This window comes from Streptomyces sp. NPDC024632 (assembly GCF_055559175.1).
In genome coordinates, this window is the sequence record NZ_JBVHLD010000010.1 from 90,910 (window position 1) to 112,659 (window position 21,750).

Here is a 21,750-nt window from a genome sequence, read left to right on the forward strand (position 1 = left end):
AGGAACTGATGTCGGTGGCAACAGGGGCCGGTGAGACGAACGAGTTCGCGACCCTGCTGCGGCAGCTCAAGGACCGTTCGGGCCTGAGCTACGGGGCGCTGGCGAAGCGGCTGCACATGAGCACGTCGACGCTGCACCGCTACTGCAACGGCACCGCGGTGCCGAACGAGTACGCGCCGGTCGAGCGCCTGGCGCGGGTCTGCCGGGCGACGCCCGAGGAACTGATGGAGCTGCACCGCCGCTGGATCCTCGCGGACGCGGCGCGCGACCGGCGCGCGGAACAGGCCGCGGCGGCGCGGGCGGGGGCGGCAGCGGCGGAAGCGGGGGCGGCGGAGGCACCGGGTACGGAGCAGGCGGCGCCGTTGTCGCAAGCGGGGGAGGCGGGTGCCGGGGCCGAGACCGGGACCGGGACCGGGGCCGAGACCGAGACCGGGGCCGGGGCCGGGGCAGAAGCCGAGACCCCGGCCAAGGCCAAGGCCGAGACCGACGGAAACGGTGACCTCGTCGTCACCGACCTGCCGCGCACGCCCGCGCCCGCACCGCCGTCACGCCGCCGCCGTCACGCCCTGATCGCGGCCGTCACCGTGGCCGCCGTCCTGGGAGCCGTGGTCCTCGCCGTGGACCGGCCCTGGGACGGCGGGAACGGCGGGGGGTCCGCCGACGGAAAACAGCGGGCCGTCGGCGCCACCGGCACCACCGCCGCCACGACCACCGGTACGGCGGCCACCGCGACGCCACCCGCCACCCCGTCCTCGACCGCGCCGAGCCGCACCCCGTCCACCACGCCCTCGGCCACCAGGACCGGCGGGGCCGCGCCCGCCACCAGGACCGGCGACGGCGAAGGCGACGGCAAGGCCCCGCCGGTCAGCGTCGACGTCCACCCCTACGTCCGCGCCGAGGAGAACCCGTGCAGCCAGCACTTCCTCGTCGACGCCGAGCCCTCGCACATGGGGCCGCCCGCCAGCGAGCAGGACTCACCGCGCTGGGCCGCCGCGTACGGCGCGGTCTCCTCCGACGAACAGCGCCTGTCCCTCACCGTCCAGGGCACCGGCTCCGAGACCGTCGTCCTGGAGGCCCTGCACGTACGGATCGTCTCCAAGGCCGCGCCGCTCGCCTGGAACGACTACGCGATGGCCGTCGGCTGCGGCGGCAATGTCGGGACGGCGGACTTCGGCGTCGACCTGGACAAGGGCAGCCCGCACCTCACCCCGGAGAACGGCCAGCGCGACTTCCCGTACAGCGTCAGTGAGTCGGACCCCGAGGTCTTCCGCGTCACCGCCACCACCAAGGCGTACGACGTCCGCTGGGACCTGCTCCTGGACTGGTCGAGCGGCACCCGCCACGGCACCCTCCACATCGACAACAAGGGCGTCCCCTTCCGTACCAGCGCCCACGTGAACCGTCCCGGCTACGACTACCCGCCCGGCTACACCGACTGGATCAAGCGGGAGGGCGGCTGAGGCGAGGCGGGGGACGACGCGGTGACGTACGGACACGGGTGACGCGGGTGACGCCGTTACCGCGTCAGTGCTCCGAAGGCGACTTCGGCCGCCCGGGCGATGAGCGCGTCGTCGCGGGTCGCGTCCTCGGCCGCGCGGCGGGACAGGACGGCGAGGACGATCGGCGCGCCCCCGCCGGGCGGCCAGGCGATGGCGATGTCGTTGCGGGTGCCGTACCCGCCGGTGCCGGTCTTGTCGCCGATCCGCCACCCGCGCGGCGCACCGGCCCTGATGGTGTGGTCCCCGGTCGTGTTGCGCACGAGCCAGTCGGTCAGCACGGCGCGCTTGTCGGCGGGGAGGGCCGTCCCGAGGACGTACGCGCGCAGGTCGGTGGCCAGGGTGCGGGGCGTGCTGGTGTCGCGGAGGTCACCGGGGACGGCGTCGCTGAGCGCGGGTTCGTACCGGTCGCAGCGGGTGACGTGGTCGCCGAGCGCGCGCAGGGCGTCCTGGAGCCGCCGGGGGCCGCCGAGTTCGCGGAAGAGAAGATTCGCGGCGGCGTTGTCGCTGTACCGGATGGCCGCGTCGCACAGGTCGCGCACGCTCATTCCGGTGGCCACGTGCTTCTCGGTGATCGGTGAGTTGCTGACGATGTCGCCCCGGCCGTAGCGCACGACGCGGTCGAGCCGCCGCAGCGAGTTCTTCTCCAGAACGGCTCCGGCGAGCAGGGCCTTGCAGGTGGAGGCGTACGCGAAGCGTTCGTCGGAGCGGTGCGCGACGGTACGGCCGCTGCCGGTGTCGAGCGCGTGGACGCCGAGGGTGGCGTCGAACTTCTTCTCCAGGTCGGCGAAGGCGCGCCGTGTCGCGGGGTCGGCGGCGTTCGTCGCGCCCGGGGCGGGTCGCGTGGGCCCGGTGGGCCGGGTCGCGGGCGGGGACGTCGTCGTCGGCCGCGCGCCCGACCGGGTCGGGGCGGACGTTCCGGAGCCGCCGCAGCCGGTGATCGGCACGGCCACGATCCCGGTGAGGGTGGCGAGCGCGGAACGGCGGGAGACAGGGGCGCGGGTGTCCATGGGGCGCGGGACTCCGTTCTGGGGGGGGTGGGTTCGCAGTTCTGAAGGGGGTGGGTTCGCACCGGGGGGCCGCCGGTCGGCTCAGGAGGTGAGCCGGTCCTGGTGGCCGCGGACGGCCCACGGCGTCGGTGCGGGGGCACACCGTACGGTCGGCCCCTCGTCCCGGAGTCAAGCCCGCGACCGGGCCGTATGTCGAATATGCTCTTGATGTCGGATCGATTCACAGGCCGTATCGGCCCACGCCAGGGGGTACGGATTGCTGACGGAACGGCATCTGGAAATCTTCGTCGCGCTGGCGGAAGAGGGACACTTCGGGAGCGCCGCGCAGCGGGTCGGCATCACGCAGCCGCCGCTGTCGCAGGGCCTGCGGCGGCTGGAGGCACTGCTCGGCGTCCGCCTCTTCGACCGCGAGCGCGGGGTGTCCCTCACCGAGGAGGGCGCCCTGCTGCTCCCGCACGCCCGCCGGGCCCTGGCCGCGCTCGCGGAGCTGCGCGAGACCGGTGCACGTGAGCAGGCCGACGGGCGCCGTCTGCGCCTCGGGCTGGCCCCCGAGGTGCCCGCGCCCCTCGCGGCCGGCGCGGCGGCCGAGGTCGCGGGCGCGCCGGTACGGACCGGTGAACGGACGCGCATCGGCGTGACGACGGCGCCGACGGCCGTACTGCTCAACGACCTCGCCGCCGGGCGGCTGGACATCGCCGTGATCCGGCACCCGTCCGTGCTGCACGGTCTCACCGCGGGCCGGGTGATCCTGCTGCCGACCTGGCTCCTCACCCCGGCAGGTCCGCACGTTTCTCACGGCGGGGGTGGGGGTGGCGGTCACGGTCACGATGGGGGTGGCGCGCCGCCGCGGCTGCCCGTCGCCGTACGACCGCGGGCCGAGGCGCCCGCGGCCCACGACCTGTTCGTGGACACCCTGGCCAGCCGTGGCCGCCGGGTGGAGACGGTGGTGGTCTCCGACGAGCGCGCCGGGCTCGCACTGGTGGCGGCGGGCCAGGCGGTGCTGGTCACGGCGGACGACACGCTGACGGCCTCGGGGGTGGAGCGGCGCGCGGCGGCCGATCCGCCGCTTCCGCTGCGGCTGCGGGTGGCCTGGGATCCGCGGCGGCCGGGGGCGGGGGAGACCGCGCGGACGGCGCGGCGGTTCGAGGAGAGCCTGGCCCGTGGCGTCGCGGCCCCTCACACCTCTGGGCACTCTCCGCACGGCGTCCCGGCCCGGCGGGTGGCGCCGTGAGCGGCACCCGGCACAAGAGCGGGGTCGAGCGGGCCATCCGCGCCCTGTTCGACGACGCGGGCGTCCGCGGCTGGCTGCACGTGGCGGATCTGCGCCGCCCGTCCGACCAGGTGACGATCGACCCCGGCGAGCGGCTGCCCATCGCCTCCGTCTACAAGGTGCCGCTGATGGCCGCCTTCTGCCGCCTCGCGGACGCCGGGCTGCTCGACCCGCGCCGCCCGGTGACGCTGGAGCCCGACGAGCGCGTCCCCGGCGCGACCGGCGTCTCCGTACTCCGCGACCCCGTCACCATGTCCCTGCGCGACCTGGTCGTCCTGATGATGACCATCTCCGACAACGCCGCGGCCGACGCCGTCCTCCGCGCGGTCGGCCCCGACGTGGTCGACGCCATGTGCCGCGAGCTGGGCATGCCCGACACCCGCGTCCACGGCGGCGCCGCCGGCACGTTCAGCCGCCTGGTCGCCGAGACGGGCGCCGCCTCCCTGGACGCGGCCCTCGCCCGCGTCGCCGACAACGACTCGGTCGCACCCCCCGGCGTGTACGACCCGGCCTTCACGGCGTCCGGCACCCCCGCCGACATCGCCGTGCTGCTCCGCGCGATCTGGACCGACGAGGCCGCCTCCGCCGCCCGTTGCGCCTTCATGCGCGACGTCATGCGCCGACAGCCCTGGACCCACCGCCTCGCCTCCGGCTTCCCCTACGACGACATCACCGTCTACGGCAAAACCGGCACCTTCGGCTCACTGCGCCACGAGGCGGGCGTCGTCGAATTCCCCGACGGCACCGCCTACACCGCCGTCGTCTTCACCCAGGCCGCCCGCTCCGACACCAAACTCCCGCGCGCCGACGCCGTCATCGGCACGGCGGCGCGACTGGCGGTGGAAGCACTACGCGCCACCCGCACCACCTGACCGCCCCCGGCCCCCAGGTACGACGGTGGGCCTTCGCGGTGTGGACGACTCGGCGGAGATCCCCACCACGCCTCAGGTGAGGACGTGTTCCCAGGTCAGGGCCGACGTCCCTTCGATCCAGTAGCGGTGGGACGCCTGGGTGACGCGGAGCCGTACCGAGTTGATCTCAGGGTGTCCGGCTGCCTGCCAGGCGACGAGCGCGCCCTCGATCCTGTCCCAGAGAGGTACGGGGCCGCCCTGCCGGACCGTCCACCGACCGTCCTGGGCGGTGAATTCCGCGAAGGACTCCCGGTCGGGGTCGAAGAGGTACAGCAGGCCGGTCCCGTCGCTCCGGACGGCGCGGACGAGATGTGCGCCGGGTGCGGCGAGTTGAGCGAGGAAGGCCGGCATCCAGTCGTCGAGGAGGGTCGGTGGCACCTTCGTCTTCCGCTCGCTGTCCACGTAGGCGGTGCGGGCGGACAGGTCGCCTGCCACCGGCACGACGGCTTGGGCACGTGCCTGCATGAACGACGAGCGGCCGGCAATGCGGCCCTCGGCGTTGCCGTCGTCGTCGACCACCTTGGCCAGGCCGGTTCCGTACGGCCAGGAGCCCACGGTGGCCAGGATGGTGCCCCCGGGCTTGGTCTGGAGGATCCAGGTGTGCAGAATGCGGCGGACGGCGCAGGTGGCGATCACGCGGTCGTACGGGGCGTTCCGTGGGTACCCGAGGAGGCCGTCGCCGGTGACGGTCCATGCGGAGAAACCGAGCGATTCCAGCGCGGTGTCCGCGCGCTCGGCCACCTCCGGATCGACCTCGACCGTGGTCACGTTCTCCGCGCCGAGGCCGTGGCACATCAGGGCGGAGGAGTAGCCGGTACCGGTGCCGATTTCCAGGACCCGGTGACCGGGCTCCAGGTCCAGATTCTCGATCATCCGGACGACGGTGGCCGGGGTGGTGGAGGAGGAAGTGGGCACCCCGGCAACGGGCTCGGCCGTCTGGTCGGCGGTCAGGTGGCCGTCGAGCTGAGTGGTGAGGGTGTCGCGACCGTACGCGGTCCTGAGCCACTCGGTGGGCTCGGCGCCGGCCGCCGTGACGGGTTTCCAGAGGCCGCCCTCGTCGAGGAACACCCCGGGGCGGAGGAACACCTCGCGGGGTACGGCTTCGACGGCCGCGCGCAGCCAGGGCGAGATGAGGTCGCCGTGTCGAGCCAGCGCCGTGGCGAGGCGGCGGCGCTCGGGCGCGGAATCGGTCACGGGCTTTCTCCTTGTGCGAGCAGGTCGGCGAACGCGGAGGACATCGGGAGGCCGGTCTCCGTCGCCAGCCACCCCCACTGGCCGTTGGGATTCAACTCCAGCCACCAGTAGTCGCCCGCCCGATCCACGGCGAGGTCGAAGCTCCCCGACACCAGGCCGAGACACTCCAGATAGAGGTGGAGCGCCTTGGCCACCTCCTCGGGAAGGCGCTCGACGGTGTAGGTGAGGGCGCTGTAGTCCTTGCGCCAGTCCAGCAGACCGGACTGGATCCGCACGGCGAACGTGCGCCGGCCGACCACCAGGACACGGACGTCGGCGGCTTTCTCCACGCGAGCCTGAAACAGGTGCGGCGCGACACGGACGCTTTCGTCGACCTCGTCGGCGGACACGGGTTCGGCCCAGCCGGTGACCGGTACGCCGTCCCGCACGTACGGGGTCCAGCGCAGCGTTTTGAACAGCACGTCGCCTCGGATACCGGCAATGAACTCGCGTGCTTCGTCCGGGTCGTTGGTGATGAGGGTGGCCGGGACGGCGAGGCCGAGTCGCTGTGCGAGGGCGAGCTGCGCGGGTTTGTAGTCGGCGGCGGCGATCCGCTGGGGATGGTTCACCCAGAGCGGGCCGTCCATCGCGTAGAGGAGACCGCCGAGCCCGAAGCGGACGTGCGCAGCCGCGAACCGGGCGTCGTCCGGGCGCAGATGGGAGAAGGCCGGCCACTCGGGGCGGCGCCAGTACACCGCGCGGACGCGGGCCAGGTCGGCTGTCCTCGACCGGGTGCGCAGCCGCCCGGCCATGGAGTCCGGGCGGGTGCCGAACCGGGTCGAGACCGTCAAGTCGGCACCGATGTCAGCAGGGTTGAACCTGACCACGGGCACATTCCGCCGGTTGAGTTCGGTGATCACCATGTCGGCGGTCAGGTCGTCCGCCTCGGTCACCACCAGAACCGGCCTCTCCTCGGTCACGGCGTCAGTCCTGCTCGGAATCCTGGTCGTGACCCTGATCGTTCTTGGAGTCCGAGTTCGTGGTGGTCGACGTTTCGGTGCCCTTGCTGGTGCCGTGCGCGCCCATCTCGACCAGCAGACCGGCGCGATCGCGGAACACACTTAATTGCGTGCCGGGGTCGACGACGACCGTGGCATGCGGGCGCTGTGCGGTGGTCGGGTACGGGGCGAGACGGCCGACGCCCCACGGTGCGGTGGGCTGGGGCGCGAGTCGCTGCTCGGTTCGGGTGACCACGCTGATGACCTCCACGGCGGGACGAACGGATCGGGTCCTTCGAGCCTGCCGCGGCCCCATCCCGCCGGGAATGAACCACCGTCGCACCTTTGTGGCACTTCCGTGGCCGCTCGCACACCGTCCGTGATTCCATGGCGGCGGGAGGTAGGCGCGCCGTGGTGAACGTGAGTCGATGGACGGGCCACGAGGCGGGCTTGCTGCGGCAGGCGCTGCGCATGAGTGTGCGTGCTTATGCGGCGCATCTCGGCGTCGGCATCCGCACCGTCTCGAAGTGGGAGAAGCTGGGCACGGACACCTGCCCCTGGCCCGACACGCAAGCCATTCTCGACACAGCCCTCGCTCGTTCCGACGCCGCCGTACAAGCCCGATTCGATCAGCTCATGGGTTCGTTCCCCGGTCGGCGACCGACCAGGACGCCCTCGCTCACGGTCGCCGATTACGAGACCTGGACGGAGGATCTGGAGCGCGGCGCGGTGTGTCTCGACCGCCAGGACTTCTCCTTCGCCGCCAGCCTCCTGGAACGTTGGCTCGGTCGGGTCCGGACACGGGACCTGGACGATCGCGGCTTGTACCTCTACGGTCGCTCCCTGGTCCTCTCCGGCGACCTGCGCCGACTCCAGGGCACCCTTCAGGACTTGATGACCGCCAAGCGCCTCTACTGCGACGCCCACGCCGTGTTCACCGAACTCGGCATCCCCCGCCGGGCCGCGCAGATCGAACTCTCGCTCGCGGTGGTCACCGAGATGGCCGGACGGCTGGCCCCCGCCGCCACGCTTTATCAACAGCTCACCGACGACGAAAGGCTCGGCTCGGCCGACCGCGCTCGCGCCCTGCTGTGGATCGGCACCGCCCTGGCCAAGCACGGCCGCAACGAGTTCGCCATCCAGGTCATGGCACAGGCAGCCGAGCGGTTCGAGGACCTGGACGAACCGGAGGACTGGGCGACCGCCCAGCAGAAACTCGCGCTGGCGCACCGCGGCGTCGGCGATCTCACCCGGGCGCTGGCGTACATCGACACGGCCCGCAGCAACGGCCGTTTCGAGACCCCGCTCCAGCGCGTCCAGATCGACACCGCGCACGGTCACATCCTGCTCACCGACCCGGCCACCCGCAGTGCCGGCGACTCCGTGCTCGACCGGGCCTCCGACACCGCCACCCGGTACGGCCTGAAACACCAACTGCGGAGCATCAAGACCGTGCGTGAGAACGAGGAGTACGCGTGACCAGCCAGGCACCGATCAGCGACGCGGACCGGGCCGACGCCCGCACCATCTGGGACTTCCACCAGACGGGCCACGAGCTGAAGCCCTGCTCCGCCGCGATCACCCTCGGCAGCCTCGACCTCGGTGTGGCCACCACCGCCGCTGACCTCTACCGCGCCGGCATGTTCCCGACCGTGGTCTTCACAGGCGACACCAGCGCAGCCACCCAGGCACGATTCCCGCGCGGCGAAGCCACCCACTACCGCGAGCACGCGCTCTCCCTGGGAGTGCCGGACGAGGCGATCCTGCTGGAGCCCAAGGCCACCAACACCGGTCAGAACATCGGCTTCTCCCGCGAAGTGCTGGAGAACGCGGGCATCCCGGTAACCACCCTCCTCCTGATCTCCATGCCGTACATGCAGCGCCGGGCCTACGCGACATGCCGCAAGGCGTGGCCCGAGGTCGAGCCGGTCTGCGTCTCCCAGCCTTTGCCGTACGACGAGTACGTCAGGACGCATGACGACGAGAAGCAGCTCATCGACATGCTCATGGGCGACATGGAACGGGTGATGGAGTACCCCAAGCGCGGATTCGCCATCGAGCAGCACGTCCCTGAAAGGGTCCGCGATGCCTTCGAACGCCTCCGCGCCGGTGGTTACGACACCTGGCTCCTGCCCGGCTGACCGAACCGCCTCCTTGCACGCACCGGCCGTGCGCTCGTGCGCGATCCATCAGCCCAACCTCCTGCCCCGCCTCTCCACGCTGGCGAAGCTCTACGCGGCCGACGTATGGGTGGTCCTCGACGACGTCCAGTTCGTCCGTCGCGACTACCAGCACCGAGCCCGGCTCGCGGGGCTCCACCGCCCGGAGCAGTGCCGGTGGCTGTCCGTGGAAACCCATCTCCCTTACGGGCGCGCAACGTTGATCCGCGAGGCCCGACTCGTAGACCCGTCACGCGCCGCCCGGCGCCTCAGCCAGTTGCCCGCACAGCACTACCGCCCCGCCGCGTACTGGCCTTTGCTGCAAGCCGCCCTCCAACCCGCAGTCCAGGCGGTCACTGAAACCGGTGGGACAGCGTCCGTCGCTGAATCCACCACCCGCGCCCTGCTGAACGTCCTGGACTGGCGCGGCTCCATCGTGCACAGCAGTGACCTCGCCGCGTCCTCGGACCGCTCGGCACGCCTGGCCGACCTCACGAGGGCGGTCGGCGCCGACACCTACCTCTGCGGCACGGGCGGCATGCGATACCTCGACCGAAGCCCCTTCGCCGAGCGGGGTCTCAGCGTCCACGCACTCCGTCCACCATCCTCCGAGGGCCTGTGGACGGGGGCGGCGACAGTGTCCGCCCTGTGGGCACTCGCCGCGTACGGCCCCCGCAACGTCAAGGCCGCGTTCGACGAGTTCCTCACAGCTCGTGTCCCGCACGCCAGCGGCCCCCTCGCCCGGACCGGGCAAGGGGGCCGCTGAACTGCGGGAACGCTGTGGAGCCTAGGAGATTCGAACTCCTGACATCTGCCTTGCAAAGGCAGCGCTCTACCAACTGAGCTAAGGCCCCGCTACGGGAGACAGCGTACCGGTTCCGGGGGCGGGGGCCGAACGGGTATGGGGGTGGGTCCGTAGGATGGGTTTGCTGGATTCGCGGGAGCAAATTGGGAGCGCGTATGGATGCGTCGGCGCAGGACTCGGCACGTCGCGCGCAGGAGGCGAGGGAGTTGCAGCGGGGGTGGTACGGGGAGCCGTTGGGGGATCTGTTCAGGCGGCTGCTGGCGGACCTGGGGCTGAACCAGGCGCGGCTGGCGGCGGTGCTGGGGCTGTCGGCGCCGATGCTGTCGCAGCTCATGAGCGGGCAGCGGGCGAAGATCGGGAATCCGGCGGTGGTGCAGCGGTTGCAGGCGTTGCAGGAGCTGGCGTGGCAGGTGGCGGAGGGCCGGACGGGGGCGATCGAGGCCGCGGCGCGGATGGACGAGATCCGGGAGCTGGCCGGGTCGTCGGTGCTGGGCGGGACGACGACGCACTCGGCGGCCGGGGAGCTCCCGGCGGCGCCCGCGCGGCAGGTGGTGCGGGGCATCCAGGACGTGCTGCGGTCGGTCGCGTCCGCGCAGGAGATCGAGCGGGCGGCGCACTCCCTCGCGCCCGCCCACCCGCAACTGGCAGAGTTCCTTCGTGTGTACGGCGCCGGGCGGACCGGTGAGGCGGTCGCGCACTACGAGGCGCATCAGGACTGAGGGGAGGGGCGCGCACCATGGGTGAGGTCTTCGCGGGCCGGTACGAACTGGTGGACCCGATCGGCCGCGGCGGCGTGGGCGCGGTCTGGCGCTCGTGGGACCGCCGCAGGCGCCGCTACGTGGCCGCCAAGGTCCTCCAGCAGAGCGACGCGCACGCGCTGCTGCGTTTCGTCCGCGAACAGGCGATGCGGATCGACCACCCCCATGTGCTGGCCCCGGCGAGCTGGGCGGCCGACGACGACAAGGTGCTGTTCACCATGGACCTGGTGCACGGCGGCTCGCTGTCGCACCTGATCGGCGACTACGGGCCGCTGCCGCCGCACTATGTGTGCGTGCTGCTCGACCAGTTGCTGTCCGGGCTGACCGCCGTGCACGCCGAGGGCGTCGTCCACCGCGACATCAAGCCCGCGAACATCCTGCTGGAGGCGACCGGCACCGGCACCCCGCACCTGCGCCTGTCGGACTTCGGCATCGCCATGCGCAAGGGCGAGCCGCGGCTGACCGAGACGGACTACGTGGTCGGCACGCCCGGCTACTTCGCGCCGGAGCAGATGCTCGGCGCCGAGCCCGACGTCCCCGCCGACCTCTACGCGGTGGGCCTGGTCGCGCTCTATCTGCTGGGCGGGCAGAAGCCGGACGCGCAGGCGATCTCGGAGCGCTTCCTGACGATGGGCATGCCGCCCGCGCCCGTGGGGGTGCCGGAGCCGCTGTGGCAGGTCATCGGCGCGCTGCTGCAACCCGACCCGCGGGCCAGATTCCGTACGGCCAACGGCGCGCGCAAGGCGCTGGCCGCCGCCGTGGAGCTGATCGGGGAACCGGCCGCGGGCGACGAACCGGTGGAGGTCTTCGACCAGATCGGCCCGCTGCCCGAGGGCTTCGGCCCGGACGGCCCGCTGGCCGCCAAGTCCTCGCAGTCCGCGGAACGCGCGAGGCACGCGGGGCCCGCGGAACCGGAACCCGCCGCGCCCGCCGCCCCGGCCGTCCCGGAACCGGCCCGCGCCCTCACCACCGGCTTCCCCCTCGCCGCCCCGCAGACGGCCACCCCGCAGACAGCCGCCCCGCAGACGACCGCCCCGCAGGCAGTCGCCCCGCAGACAACGGCCCCCGCCCCCGTACAGCCGGTCACCCACACCAGGACCCGCGCGGAGCCGTACACCCCCGCCCAGCCGCTCCCCCCGGCCGCGCCCATCGCCCGTACGGCCCCGACGCGCCCGCTGCCCGACCCGGCGGCCACCGGCCCGGCAGCCGCGGACCCCGCGGCCGGTCACAGCGCCGGTACGGTCTCGGCCCGCCTCCCGGTCCGCGCGCCCACGCCGGGCCCTTCGGCCAAGGTGGTCGTGCCGGTCCTCGTCGTCGCCGTCCTGTGCTTCGTCGTCGGCATCCTGGCCCTGCTGGCCTCCTAGAGCCGCCGTGCCTCCGCGCGGAAACGGGTAACAGCCGCCCTCCAGGAGAGCGACTATTACCGGCATCCGTACAAGAACCCGTACAAGAATCCGTCCGAGAGCCCGTACAGGACACCCGCTACCAGGCAGGCGGCGGCCCGTACCCCGGCTGCGGCGGCACCGCGTCCGCCGTCCGCGCCGCCCGTCGCCGCGCGGCGACGAACCACACCACGAGCGTGAGCAGCAGCACCGTCCCGGCGCCCATGGCGCCGAAGGCGAGGAAGCGCAGCCCCGAACTGCCGGACGACCCGGACGACCCGGTGCCCGAGCCGTTCGCCGCCGAGACGTCGTGCGCGCTGACGCCGATGCCGGCCGCGCCCGGATCACCGTCGTACGCGGGCGCGGGCAGCGCCTCGCCCTTGACGTCCACCCGCAGGGTGACCGGCACCGCGCCCGTCACCGCCTTGGCGACATCGGGGTGCACGGTGACCGCGAAGTAGTACCAGCCCGCGTACCGCACCCGCACCACATCGGTGGCGCTGCCCGCCCTGTTGGCGTACGACACCGGCGCCAGCCGCTCGTTCAGCGAGGTCGGCGCGCCGGAGTAGGAGTGGTCGACGGAGTCGATCAGCTCGCGAACCGGGCTGTACGCCGTCAGCCGCACGCCCTGGCCGATGTACGTGGCGCTGTCGCCGTTGGCCGGAGCGCTGGAGAAGTCCGAGAAGACGGTGGCCTGCTGGCCCCAGTCGACCGGGACCTTGTAGAAGCGCGTCTCGCCCGGCAGCACCTTGTCCTTCCAGATGCCGGTCTTGACGGCCGCCGCCGTCTCGAAGCTCGGGCCGCCGCGGGCCTGCCGCGGGGTGCCCGCGGTCAGCGGGGTCGGCGACGCGGAGCCGAAGTTCGGCGCGGGCTGCGCCGTCGTCCCGGCCTTCAGCGCGGGTTCGAGGACGAAGCGCAGCTCCAGCGGCCACGCGCCGGGGTCGGACGTCCCCGCGCTCGTCCGGTGCACCGACAGCGTGTACTGGTTGGCCTCCTGGCAGGACGTGCCGACGCCCGCCAGCCGCGCGACCGCCGAGCCGATCGGCCGGGTCGCGTCGTCGTCACGGAAGTTGGCGTCCCGGCTGTCGCAGGTGGTGCCGTCCGCGCTCTGGAGTTCAAGCTCCAGCCCGTCGTTGTACGCCACCCGCGAGCCGGTCGGCGGCAGCGCGAAGGCCGAGGCGTACGCCGAGGACGTGGCGTCGAGCGTGATCCCGTACATCCGGGTCTCGTTCGGCTTGATCATGTCCCGGTACGTGGTCGCGGCCTTCAACGGCGGCGCGTCCGCCGTGGTCTGCGCCCCCGAGACGGCGGTGCCCTCCGGCTTCCAGGTGGCCGGGGCCTCGGTCGGGACCCCCGTGGAACCGGCCGAGGCCGACCCCGACGCGGAGGACGGGGGCGCGGACGGTGACGCCGTGTCGGCCGCCGCCTGCCCCTGGAGCGCGGCGAGCGCGAGCACGCCCGCCGCCGCGGTGAACGTCAGTTGGCGCTTCATGCCCCACCCCTGTAGTCGTCGCCGGACTGAGTGCCCGGTTGAGTGCCGGACGGTGTGCCCGGCTGTGTGCCCGGCTGTGTGCCGGTCTGTGTGCCCGGCTGTGTGCCGGTCTGTGTGCCCGTCTGAGGGCCCGTCTGAGGGCCCGTCTGAGGGCCCGTCTGAGGGCCCGTCTGAGGGCCCGCCTGCGCACGGAACCGCTGACGGGCCCCGGCGCGGCGGATCAGCGCCGCCACCCCGACTCCGGCCAGCGCCACGGCGCCGCCCGTCCCCGCCGCGAGCAGGTCCTTGCCCGTGACCGAGCCGATGCCGGACCCCGCGGCGGAGCCCGTACCGTCACCGTCACCGTCACCGTCACCGTCACCGTCCCCCGCGGCCCGGCCCTTCGTACCGCCGTCGGCGCCGCTCGCGCCGTTCCGGTCGCCGCCCTGCCGGGCCAGCTTCGGCGCCTGGTACTCGGGGCCCGCCAGCTCGTCGCCGGTGACCGCGACCCGCAGGATGACGCCGACAGCGGCGTTCTTGGCCAACTGCGCCGCGTTCGGGCCGAGTCCGACCGCGATCCAGTAGTCGCCCGCGCTGTGCACGGTGTCGGCCGGGTCGCCGACCGTCCAGCGGTTGGTCCAGGTCACCGGGACCGTACCGAGGCCGACCGACAGCGGCTTGCCGAAGTACGAGCGCTCGCCGCGGGCGTCGGAGGCGCTCTCGATCGGGAGCCTGCCGGGCGCGAAGGCCGAGGTGGTGACGAAGGTGGACGCGTGGGACGAGGAGTCGTCCAGGACCGGCTCGTTGGCGAATTCCGCCGCGTAGGTGAGCTGCTGGCCCCAGCCGAGGTGGACCTTGTAGTAGCGGGTCTGGCCGGGCAGCAGGTGGTCCCGCCAGACGCCGGTGCCGACCCGTGCGGCGTCGTTGAAGCCGGTGCCGCCGACGAGGTCCTTGGGCGTGCCGGTGACGGGCGCGGGAGCGGTCCCGTAGTCGGTCCGCGCGGCGGCCGGTGTGGTGCCCGCGGACAGCGGCGCCTCGGCGTCCAGCCGCAGTTCGACCGGCCAGCGGCTCCGGTCGGAGGCGGGCGCGCTCGTCCGGTGCACCGACAGCAGGTAGCGGCCCGCCTTGTCGCAGTCGTCCTTGTGGTCGGCGGACGGCACCCGGCTGACCGCGCCGGTCAGCGTCATCGCGCCCTCGTTCTGCCCGAAGTGCGCGGACTGCGTGTCGCAGGAGTAGGCGTACTTGCCCGTACCCGTGAGCTTCAGCTCCAGGCCGTCGCCGTAGGTGACCGGCACGCCCGGCTGCGGGGCCGCGGTGACCGACGCGTCGGCGGTCGAGACGCCGTCCAGCGTGGCGGCGTACCAGCGCGTCTCGCCGGGGCCGATGGTGTCGAGGTACTGGCCGGTGCTGATCGAGGCGGCGTGCTCCGCCGAGTCGCCGCCGGTGATCCGGGTGCCCTCGAAGCGGTACGCGTCCGCGCTCAGTTGGGAGGCGCGCACGAGCTGGCGGGCGAGCGAGGCGGCGTCCGGCGCGTCGTAGTACGAGCCGTGCCCGGCGCGGGCGACGCACTCCAGCTCGTCGCGGGCCGCGCCCTTGACCTGGAAGCCGACCGTGTTGATCCGCAGGTCGATGCCGTCCTTGCCGTCGCCCGCGAGCCGCGCGGCCACGTCGCACGGCTTGGGCGCCCCGCAGTTGGACTCGCCGTCCGAGATCAGCAGGATCGTGCGCCGCCCGTCGGCGGGCAGGTCGTCGGCCGCCTTGGTGAGCGCGAGCGCCGTCGGGGTGTCCCCCTTGGGCTGTACGGCGTCCACCGCGCGCTTGACGGCGTCCCGGTCGAGCGGGGTGACCGGCTTGGCGAGCGAGGTGTCGTCGCAGCCGTGCGGCTTGCCCGCGCCGTAGACCCGCAGTCCGGTCGGGTAGCCGTCCGGCAGCGAATCCACGACGGAGCCGACGGCCTTGCGGGCCGAGGCGATCCGGGTGCTGCCCGAGCCGTCGGGGCCCGCCATCGAGCCGGAGGAGTCCAGCACCATGATCAGGCTGCCGTCCTGGCCGACGGCCGGGGCGGCGGGTGCGGCCGGGGCCGCGGCGGCGGTTCCCGCGCCGGTCAGCACGGCCGCGCAGGCCAGGAGCAGCGCCCCGAGCAGCGCGGCGGTGGCGGCTGCCCGCCCCGGTGGTGGTCGTCGTTCCATGCCGTCACATCCCCCTCGCTCCACTTCATTTGCAAGAGCAAACCTAAGGATTTGCTCAGGCAAACTCAAGCGGTTCCTGTCACGGTCCCGCAACAGCCGAGCCGGGCTCGCCCACACGCCCCGGCAGCGGCCAAGTCCCCCGACCCGCCCGCGACAGCCAAGCCCCCGACCCGCCCCCACGGCCCCCGGAAACAGCGAAGCCCCGGCGGCACTCACCCATGAGTGCGGCCGGGGCCCGAAGACAGTACGTACGGTTCACACGGTCGTGCTGGATCCCGCCGGAACCGTGTCGGTGGCTTCGGTCCACAGGTCCTGCTCGGCGCGGTCCGCCTGAATCTGTCGGTATACGAACAGTCCGGCGACGGCGGCCAGGGCGACCAGGAGAAACTTCTTCATCGCGTGACCTCCTCCTTGATTCCGTGGGGAGAGCTTCTGACGCGCCCGACTATACACAGCGGCCGATACCGAACGGTGACCTGTGCGGCCTTTCGTTCTACCCTCAACAGCGCGGCCTCACACCCCTCGTACACACCGAAGGCCCCCAACCGACTTGCGGTTGGGGGCCTTCACGCGGTGGGGCTACCAGGACTTGAACCTGGGGCCTCTTCCTTATCAGGGAAGCGCTCTAACCGTCTGAGCTATAGCCCCGCGCTGCACCGAAAGATTAGCGCACCCTGGGCCATGTCCCAAAATCGGTATCCGCCGCCCCGACCTGCCGCCCTGACGGACGGCTACTCGTCCTCCGCCAGCGTCAGCTCGACACCGCCGACGAAGCCCGCCGAGAGGTTGTAGACGAAGGCGCCGAGCGTGGCCAGCGCGGTGGCCAGGATGACGTCGATCACGGCGATCACACAGGTGATGACCATCACCCGGGAGAGCGACAGGAACGACACCAGGTCGAAGCCGCCGCTGCCGCCCTGCTCGGACGTGGTGGCCTCGCTGATGGTGTCGCCGACGGTGCTGAAGACGCCGATCGCGTCCAGCACCATCCACAGCACCGCCACGGCGATGATCGTGCAGATGCCCAGTGCGATGGAGAGCAGGAAGCTCACCTTCATCACCGACCAGGGATCGGCCTTGGCGATCCGCAGCCGCGCCTTGCGGGTGCGCGGCACCGACCGGGCCGCGGGACGCGGCCTGCGCACCCCCGCGGCGGCGGGCGAACCCGGCGTCGGCGGAGGTGTGGCGGGTGCCGGCGGCGCGTACGCCTGCGCCGGCTGGTGCGGCGGCGGCTGACGCGTGTCAGTCACGGTGTATCCCCCCTCTTGCGGGCCGTTGAGGTTGGCCGAGCCATGGGCACCCCCGGTCCTGCCCGCCCCACCTGCGGCGCCCGTGGCTCCACTCACGGCTTACTCCTCCGCTTCACCGGCCTCGGGCTCCAGGCCCGCGACCGCTCCGTCGTCCTCACCGGCTTCGGCCACGATGGCCGACTCCGGGTCGTCGTCCGCTTCGGCGTTCCGCGCGATGCCGACGACGGCGTCCCGCTTACCGAGGTTGATCAGTTGGACGCCCATGGTGTCACGGCCCGTCTCCCTGACCCCGTTGACCCGCGTACGGATCACCCCACCGCTGAGCGTGATGGCCAGGATCTCATCGGTCTCCTCGACAACCAAAGCGCCGACCAGAGAACCGCGGTCCTCCACGATCTTCGCCGCCTTGATACCGAGTCCGCCGCGCCCCTGGACCCGGTACTCGTCCACCGATGTGCGCTTCGCGTACCCGCCGTCCGTGGCGGTGAACACGAACGTACCGGGCCGGACGACATTCATCGAGAGGAGTTCGTCACCTGGACGGAAACTCATGCCCTTCACGCCCGAGGTGGCGCGGCCCATCGGGCGCAGCGCGTCGTCGGTGGCGGTGAAGCGGATGCACTGCGCCTTACGGCTGACGAGCAGCAGATCGTCCTCCGCGGAGACCAGCTCGGCGCCGATCAGCTCGTCGGAGGTGCCGAGCACCGCGCCCTCGCCGTCCGCGTCGCCGTCCACGGCGCCGGACTCGCGCAGATTGATCGCGATGACACCGCCCGCGCGCGGCGAGTCGTAGTCCTTCAGCGCGGTCTTCTTCACCAGTCCGGCCTTGGTGGCCAGCACCAGGTACGGCGCCGCGTTGTAGTCCTTGATCGCCAGGATCTGGGCGATCCGCTCGTCCGGCTGGAAGGCCAGCAGATTCGCCACGTGCTGGCCGCGCGCGTCCCGCCCGGCGTCCGGCAGCTCGTACGCCTTGGCCCGGTAGACCCGGCCCTTGTTGGTGAAGAACAGCAGCCACTGGTGGGTGGTGGTCACGAAGAAGTGGTCGACGATGTCGTCCTGCTTCAGCTTCGCGCCGCGTACGCCCTTGCCGCCGCGCTTCTGCGACCGGTAGTCCTCGGTCTTGGTGCGCTTGACGTAGCCGCCACGGGTGATCGTGACGACGATGTCCTCCTCGGCGATCAGGTCCTCCATGGACATGTCGCCGTCGAAGGGCACCAGCTTGCTGCGCCGGTCGTCGCCGAACTTGTCGACGATGGCCTGGAGCTCCTCGCTGATGATCTGCCGCTGCTTCTCCGGCGAGGCGAGGATCGCGTTGTACTCGTTGATCTTCTGCTGCAACTCGTCGTGCTCGGCGATGATCTTCTGCCGCTCCAGGGCGGCCAGCCGGCGGAGCTGCATCTCCAGGATCGCGTTGGCCTGGATCTCGTCGATCTGGAGCAGGCCCATCAGGCCCTCGCGCGCGACCTCGACGGTGTCGCTGCGCCGGATCAGCGCGATGACCTCGTCGATCGCGTCCAGCGCCTTGAGCAGACCGCGCAGGATGTGGGCGCGCTCCTCTGCCTTGCGCAGCCGGAAGCGGGTCCGCCGCACGATGACCTCGACCTGGTGGTTCACCCAGTTGCGGATGAACGCGTCCAGCGACAGGGTGCGCGGCACGCCGTCGACCAGCGCCAGCATGTTGGCGCCGAAATTGGACTGGAGGTCGGTGTGCTTGTACAGGTTGTTCAGCACGACCTTGGCGACCGCGTCCCGCTTGAGGACGATGACCAGCCGCTGGCCGGTGCGCGACGAGGTCTCGTCACGGACGTCGGCGATGCCGCCGATCTTGCCGTCCTTCACCAGGTCGGCGATCTTCTGCGCCAGATTGTCCGGGTTGGTCTGGTACGGCAGCTCGGTGACGACCAGGCACTGCCGGTTCTGGATCTCCTCGACCTCGACGATCGCGCGCATCGTGATCGAGCCGCGGCCCGTACGGTAGGCGTCCTCGATGCCCTTGCGGCCGACGACCAGGGCGCCGGTCGGGAAGTCCGGGCCCTTGATCCGCTCCATGAGGGCGTCGAGCAGCTCCTCGGGCGTGGCGTCCGGGTTGGCCAGGCACCACTGGGCGCCGTCGGCGACCTCACGCAGATTGTGCGGCGGGATGTTCGTCGCCATGCCGACCGCGATGCCCGCGGAACCGTTGATCAGCAGGTTCGGGAAGCGCGCCGGGAGGACCGTCGGCTCCTGGTTGCGGCCGTCGTAGTTGTCCTGGAGGTCGACGGTCTCCTCGTCGATGTCCCTGACCATCTCCATGGACAGCGGCATCATCTTGCACTCGGTGTACCGCATCGCGGCGGCCGGGTCGTTGCCCGGGGAACCGAAGTTGCCGTTGGAGTCCACCAGCGGCATCCGCATCGACCACGGCTGCGCGAGACGGACCAGCGCGTCGTAGATCGAGGAGTCACCGTGCGGGTGGTAGGTGCCCATCACGTCGCCGACGACGCGCGCGCACTTGTAGAAGCCCTTCTCGGGCCGGTAGCCGCCGTCGTACATCGCGTACAGCACGCGGCGGTGCACCGGCTTGAGGCCGTCCCGCACGTCCGGCAGCGCGCGCGAGACGATGACGGACATCGCGTAGTCGAGATAGCTGCGCTGCATCTCGGTCTCGAGCCCGACAGGCTCGATGCGCAGGCCACCCGACTCGTTGCGCTCGTCCATCTCGGACGGGGGTACGTCGGGCACGGGGGGAACGTTGGAGGTGTCGTCGGCCATCGCTGTCGATTAGTCCTTTCACACGGCCAGTGGGGGCCGACTCAGATGTCCAGGAACCGGACGTCCTTGGCGTTGCGCTGGATGAAGGAGCGGCGGGCTTCCACGTCCTCGCCCATCAGCACCGAGAACAGGTCGTCGGCCTGGGCCGCGTCGTCGAGCGTGACCTTGCCGAGCACCCGGTGGTCGATGTCCATCGTGGTGACCCGCAGCTCCTCGGCGTTCATCTCGCCCAGACCCTTGAAGCGCTGGATCGAGTCCTCGCGGATGCGCTTGCCGGCCTGCTTGCCGATCTCCACCAGCGCGTCCCGCTCACGGTCGGAGTACGCGTACTCGAAGTCGTCCCGGCCCCACTTGATCTTGTACAGCGGCGGGCGGGAGAGGTAGACGTGCCCGGCCTCGACCAGCGGCCGCATGAAGCGGAACAGGAAGGTCAGCAGCAGGGTGTTGATGTGCTGGCCGTCGACGTCGGCGTCCGCCATCAGGATGATCTTGTGATAGCGGAGCTTGGAGATGTCGAAGTCCTCGTGCACACCGGTGCCGAAGGCCGAGATCAGGGCCTGGATCTCGGTGTTCTGGAGGATCTTGTCGATCCTCGCCTTCTCCACGTTGAGGATCTTGCCGCGGATCGGGAGGATCGCCTGGTACTGCGGGTTGCGGCCGGACTTCGCGGAGCCGCCGGCCGAGTCGCCCTCGACGATGAAGATCTCGCACTTCGTCGGGTCGTTGGACTGGCAGTCGCTCAGCTTGCCGGGCAGCGACGCGGACTCCAGCAGCCCCTTGCGGCGGGTCAGGTCCCGCGCCTTGCGGGCCGCGACCCGGGCGGTGGCCGCCTGGATCGACTTGCGGATGATGTCCGCGGCCTCGTTGGGGTTGCGGTCCAGCCAGTCGGTCAGGTGCTCGTGCACGACCTTCTGGACGAACGTCTTCGCCTCGGTGTTGCCCAGCTTCGTCTTCGTCTGGCCCTCGAACTGCGGCTCGCCGAGCTTGACGGAGATGATCGCGGTCAGACCCTCGCGGATGTCCTCGCCCGCCAGGTTGTCGTCCTTCTCCCGGAGGAACTTCTTCTCGCGCGCGTAGCGGTTGACCAGGCCGGTCATCGCCGCGCGGAAGCCCTCCTCGTGCGTGCCGCCCTCGTGCGTGTGGATCGTGTTCGCGAAGCTGTACACACCCTCGCTGTACTGGGTGTTCCACTGCATGGCGACCTCGACCGACAGCAGCCGCTCCTTGTCCTCCGCCTCGATGTCGATGACGGTGGGGTGGATCAGCTCGCCCTTGCGCGAGTTCAGGTACTTCACGTAGTCCACGAGGCCGCCCTCGTAGTGGTACGTGACGGTGAGCGGCTTGCCCTCCTCGTCCACGTGGTCGGCGCGCTCGTCGGTCAGCGAGATCCGCAGGCCCTTGTTGAGGAACGCCATCTCCTGGAAGCGCCGCGACAGCGTCTCGAAGGAGTAGTCGGTGGTCTCGAAGATGTCCGCGTCTGCCCAGAAGGTGACCGTGGTGCCGGTCTCGTCGACCGCCTCGTTCTTCAGCAGCGGCGCCGTCGGCACACCCAGCTTGTAGTCCTGCGTCCAGCGGTGGCCCTCGGTGCGCACCTCGACCGCGACCCGGGAGGACAGCGCGTTGACCACGGAGACGCCGACGCCGTGCAGACCGCCGGAGACCGCGTAACCGCCGCCGCCGAACTTGCCGCCCGCGTGCAGCACCGTCAGCACGACCTCGACGGCCGGCTTGCCCTCGGAGGGGACGATGCCCACCGGGATGCCGCGGCCGTTGTCCACGACGCGCACGCCGCCGTCTTCGAGGATGGTGACGTCGATGGTGTCCGCGTGACCGGCCATCGCCTCGTCGACCGAGTTGTCGACGACCTCCTGGACGAGGTGGTGCAGGCCCCGCTCACCGGTCGAACCGATGTACATACCGGGGCGCTTGCGCACCGCTTCGAGACCCTCGAGCACGGTGATCGCGCTGGCGTCGTAGGACTTGCTGGAATTCTCGTTGGGGTTGCCGGAATCGGCCACGAAGCGCCCTTTCTGGCACAGCACGAGCCGTCTCCCGCGGGGCGGGATCGGCTGCGTCTTCGACATGTTCCGCTGGTGTCCCCCTGTCTGCTGCCAGGGGAGGGCGGTC

Annotated in this window: 18 protein-coding genes and 2 tRNA genes; 8 read left to right on the forward strand and 12 right to left on the reverse strand. The window is 71.7% G+C overall.

The genetic code is table 11. From position 1 onward, the window contains the following. The first annotated feature begins 8 nt into the window (after positions 1-8). Positions 9-1,460, forward strand: coding sequence for a helix-turn-helix domain-containing protein (locus tag ACZ37P_RS21870; protein WP_467348185.1), 1,452 nt, complete (start codon positions 9-11; stop codon positions 1,458-1,460). 56 nt (positions 1,461-1,516) lie between these two features. Here the strand turns inward: ACZ37P_RS21870 and bla are convergent, their stop codons facing one another. Next, a complete protein-coding gene (gene bla, locus ACZ37P_RS21875; protein ID WP_467348186.1) occupies positions 1,517-2,506 on the reverse strand; it encodes a class A beta-lactamase in 990 nt (329 codons plus the stop codon). Between the two features lie 256 nt (positions 2,507-2,762). Between bla and ACZ37P_RS21880 the strand changes: the two genes are divergently transcribed. Both ACZ37P_RS21880 and ACZ37P_RS21885 read left to right on the forward strand, forming a co-directional pair. Beyond that, positions 2,763-3,737: a LysR family transcriptional regulator gene (locus ACZ37P_RS21880; RefSeq protein ID WP_467348188.1), complete on the forward strand. Its 975-nt coding sequence runs from the start codon at positions 2,763-2,765 to the stop codon at positions 3,735-3,737. Next, complete coding sequence (locus tag ACZ37P_RS21885; protein WP_355336683.1) at positions 3,734-4,648, forward strand: serine hydrolase; 915 nt, start codon at positions 3,734-3,736, stop codon at positions 4,646-4,648. Before ACZ37P_RS21880 ends, ACZ37P_RS21885 begins: the two co-directional genes overlap by 4 nt. 72 nt (positions 4,649-4,720) lie before the next feature. Here ACZ37P_RS21885 and tgmC read toward each other — a convergent pair whose 3' ends face one another. From tgmC to tgmA, 3 genes are read right to left on the reverse strand one after another with little or no spacing between them, the layout of a single operon-like run. After that, positions 4,721-5,881: an ATP-grasp peptide maturase system methyltransferase gene (gene tgmC / locus ACZ37P_RS21890; RefSeq protein WP_467348190.1), complete on the reverse strand. Its 1,161-nt coding sequence runs from the start codon at positions 5,879-5,881 to the stop codon at positions 4,721-4,723. Continuing rightward, entirely contained in the window at positions 5,878-6,840 is a 963-nt protein-coding gene (gene tgmB / locus ACZ37P_RS21895; protein WP_401306018.1) for an ATP-grasp ribosomal peptide maturase, read from the reverse strand. The genes tgmC and tgmB overlap by 4 nt, the downstream gene beginning before the upstream one ends. Positions 6,841-6,844: 4 nt before the next feature. Beyond that, on the reverse strand, positions 6,845-7,129 hold the full coding sequence (tgmA, locus tag ACZ37P_RS21900) for a putative ATP-grasp-modified RiPP (RefSeq protein ID WP_467348193.1): 285 nt from the start codon (positions 7,127-7,129) through the stop codon (positions 6,845-6,847). 140 nt (positions 7,130-7,269) lie between these two features. On the opposite strand from tgmA, the gene ACZ37P_RS21905 reads away from it, so the two are divergent. The 3 genes from ACZ37P_RS21905 to ACZ37P_RS21915 are packed head-to-tail and all read left to right on the forward strand — an operon-like array spanning position 7,270 to position 9,783. Further along, positions 7,270-8,337, forward strand: coding sequence for a hypothetical protein (locus ACZ37P_RS21905; protein ID WP_467348195.1), 1,068 nt, complete (start codon positions 7,270-7,272; stop codon positions 8,335-8,337). After that, a complete protein-coding gene (locus tag ACZ37P_RS21910) occupies positions 8,334-8,999 on the forward strand; it encodes a YdcF family protein (protein ID WP_467348197.1) in 666 nt (221 codons plus the stop codon). Before ACZ37P_RS21905 ends, ACZ37P_RS21910 begins: the two co-directional genes overlap by 4 nt. 28 nt (positions 9,000-9,027) lie before the next feature. Next, positions 9,028-9,783, forward strand: a complete 756-nt coding sequence (locus ACZ37P_RS21915; protein ID WP_467348198.1) for a WbqC family protein — start codon at positions 9,028-9,030, stop codon at positions 9,781-9,783. Between the two features lie 15 nt (positions 9,784-9,798). Here ACZ37P_RS21915 and ACZ37P_RS21920 read toward each other — a convergent pair. Continuing rightward, positions 9,799-9,871: transfer RNA gene (locus tag ACZ37P_RS21920), tRNA-Ala, on the reverse strand. A gap of 106 nt (positions 9,872-9,977) precedes the next feature. Here ACZ37P_RS21920 and ACZ37P_RS21925 point away from each other — a divergent pair. Both ACZ37P_RS21925 and ACZ37P_RS21930 read left to right on the forward strand, forming a co-directional pair. Continuing rightward, positions 9,978-10,541: a helix-turn-helix domain-containing protein gene (locus ACZ37P_RS21925; protein WP_355336678.1), complete on the forward strand. Its 564-nt coding sequence runs from the start codon at positions 9,978-9,980 to the stop codon at positions 10,539-10,541. 17 nt (positions 10,542-10,558) lie between these two features. Next, a complete protein-coding gene (locus tag ACZ37P_RS21930) occupies positions 10,559-11,944 on the forward strand; it encodes a serine/threonine-protein kinase (protein ID WP_467348199.1) in 1,386 nt (461 codons plus the stop codon). A gap of 118 nt (positions 11,945-12,062) precedes the next feature. Here ACZ37P_RS21930 and ACZ37P_RS21935 read toward each other — a convergent pair whose 3' ends face one another. The 7 genes from ACZ37P_RS21935 to gyrB form a co-directional block, all read right to left on the reverse strand. Next, positions 12,063-13,454, reverse strand: coding sequence for a hypothetical protein (locus tag ACZ37P_RS21935; protein WP_391042004.1), 1,392 nt, complete (start codon positions 13,452-13,454; stop codon positions 12,063-12,065). After that, positions 13,451-15,622 carry a vWA domain-containing protein gene (locus ACZ37P_RS21940; protein ID WP_467348200.1) on the reverse strand — a complete coding sequence of 724 codons (2,172 nt, stop codon included), beginning with the start codon at positions 15,620-15,622 and terminating at the stop codon, positions 13,451-13,453. The genes ACZ37P_RS21935 and ACZ37P_RS21940 overlap by 4 nt, the downstream gene beginning before the upstream one ends. A gap of 255 nt (positions 15,623-15,877) precedes the next feature. Next, positions 15,878-16,018, reverse strand: a complete 141-nt coding sequence (locus ACZ37P_RS21945) for a DLW-39 family protein (protein ID WP_223187219.1) — start codon at positions 16,016-16,018, stop codon at positions 15,878-15,880. A gap of 178 nt (positions 16,019-16,196) precedes the next feature. Then, positions 16,197-16,270: transfer RNA gene (locus ACZ37P_RS21950), tRNA-Ile, on the reverse strand. Positions 16,271-16,353: 83 nt separating this feature from the next. Further along, entirely contained in the window at positions 16,354-16,968 is a 615-nt protein-coding gene (locus ACZ37P_RS21955; protein ID WP_391042007.1) for a DUF3566 domain-containing protein, read from the reverse strand. Positions 16,969-16,971: 3 nt separating this feature from the next. Next, entirely contained in the window at positions 16,972-19,623 is a 2,652-nt protein-coding gene (gene gyrA / locus ACZ37P_RS21960) for a DNA gyrase subunit A (RefSeq protein ID WP_355336674.1), read from the reverse strand. Positions 19,624-19,664: 41 nt separating this feature from the next. Beyond that, positions 19,665-21,665: a DNA topoisomerase (ATP-hydrolyzing) subunit B gene (gyrB, locus tag ACZ37P_RS21965; protein ID WP_355336774.1), complete on the reverse strand. Its 2,001-nt coding sequence runs from the start codon at positions 21,663-21,665 to the stop codon at positions 19,665-19,667. Positions 21,666-21,750: the final 85 nt, after the last annotated feature.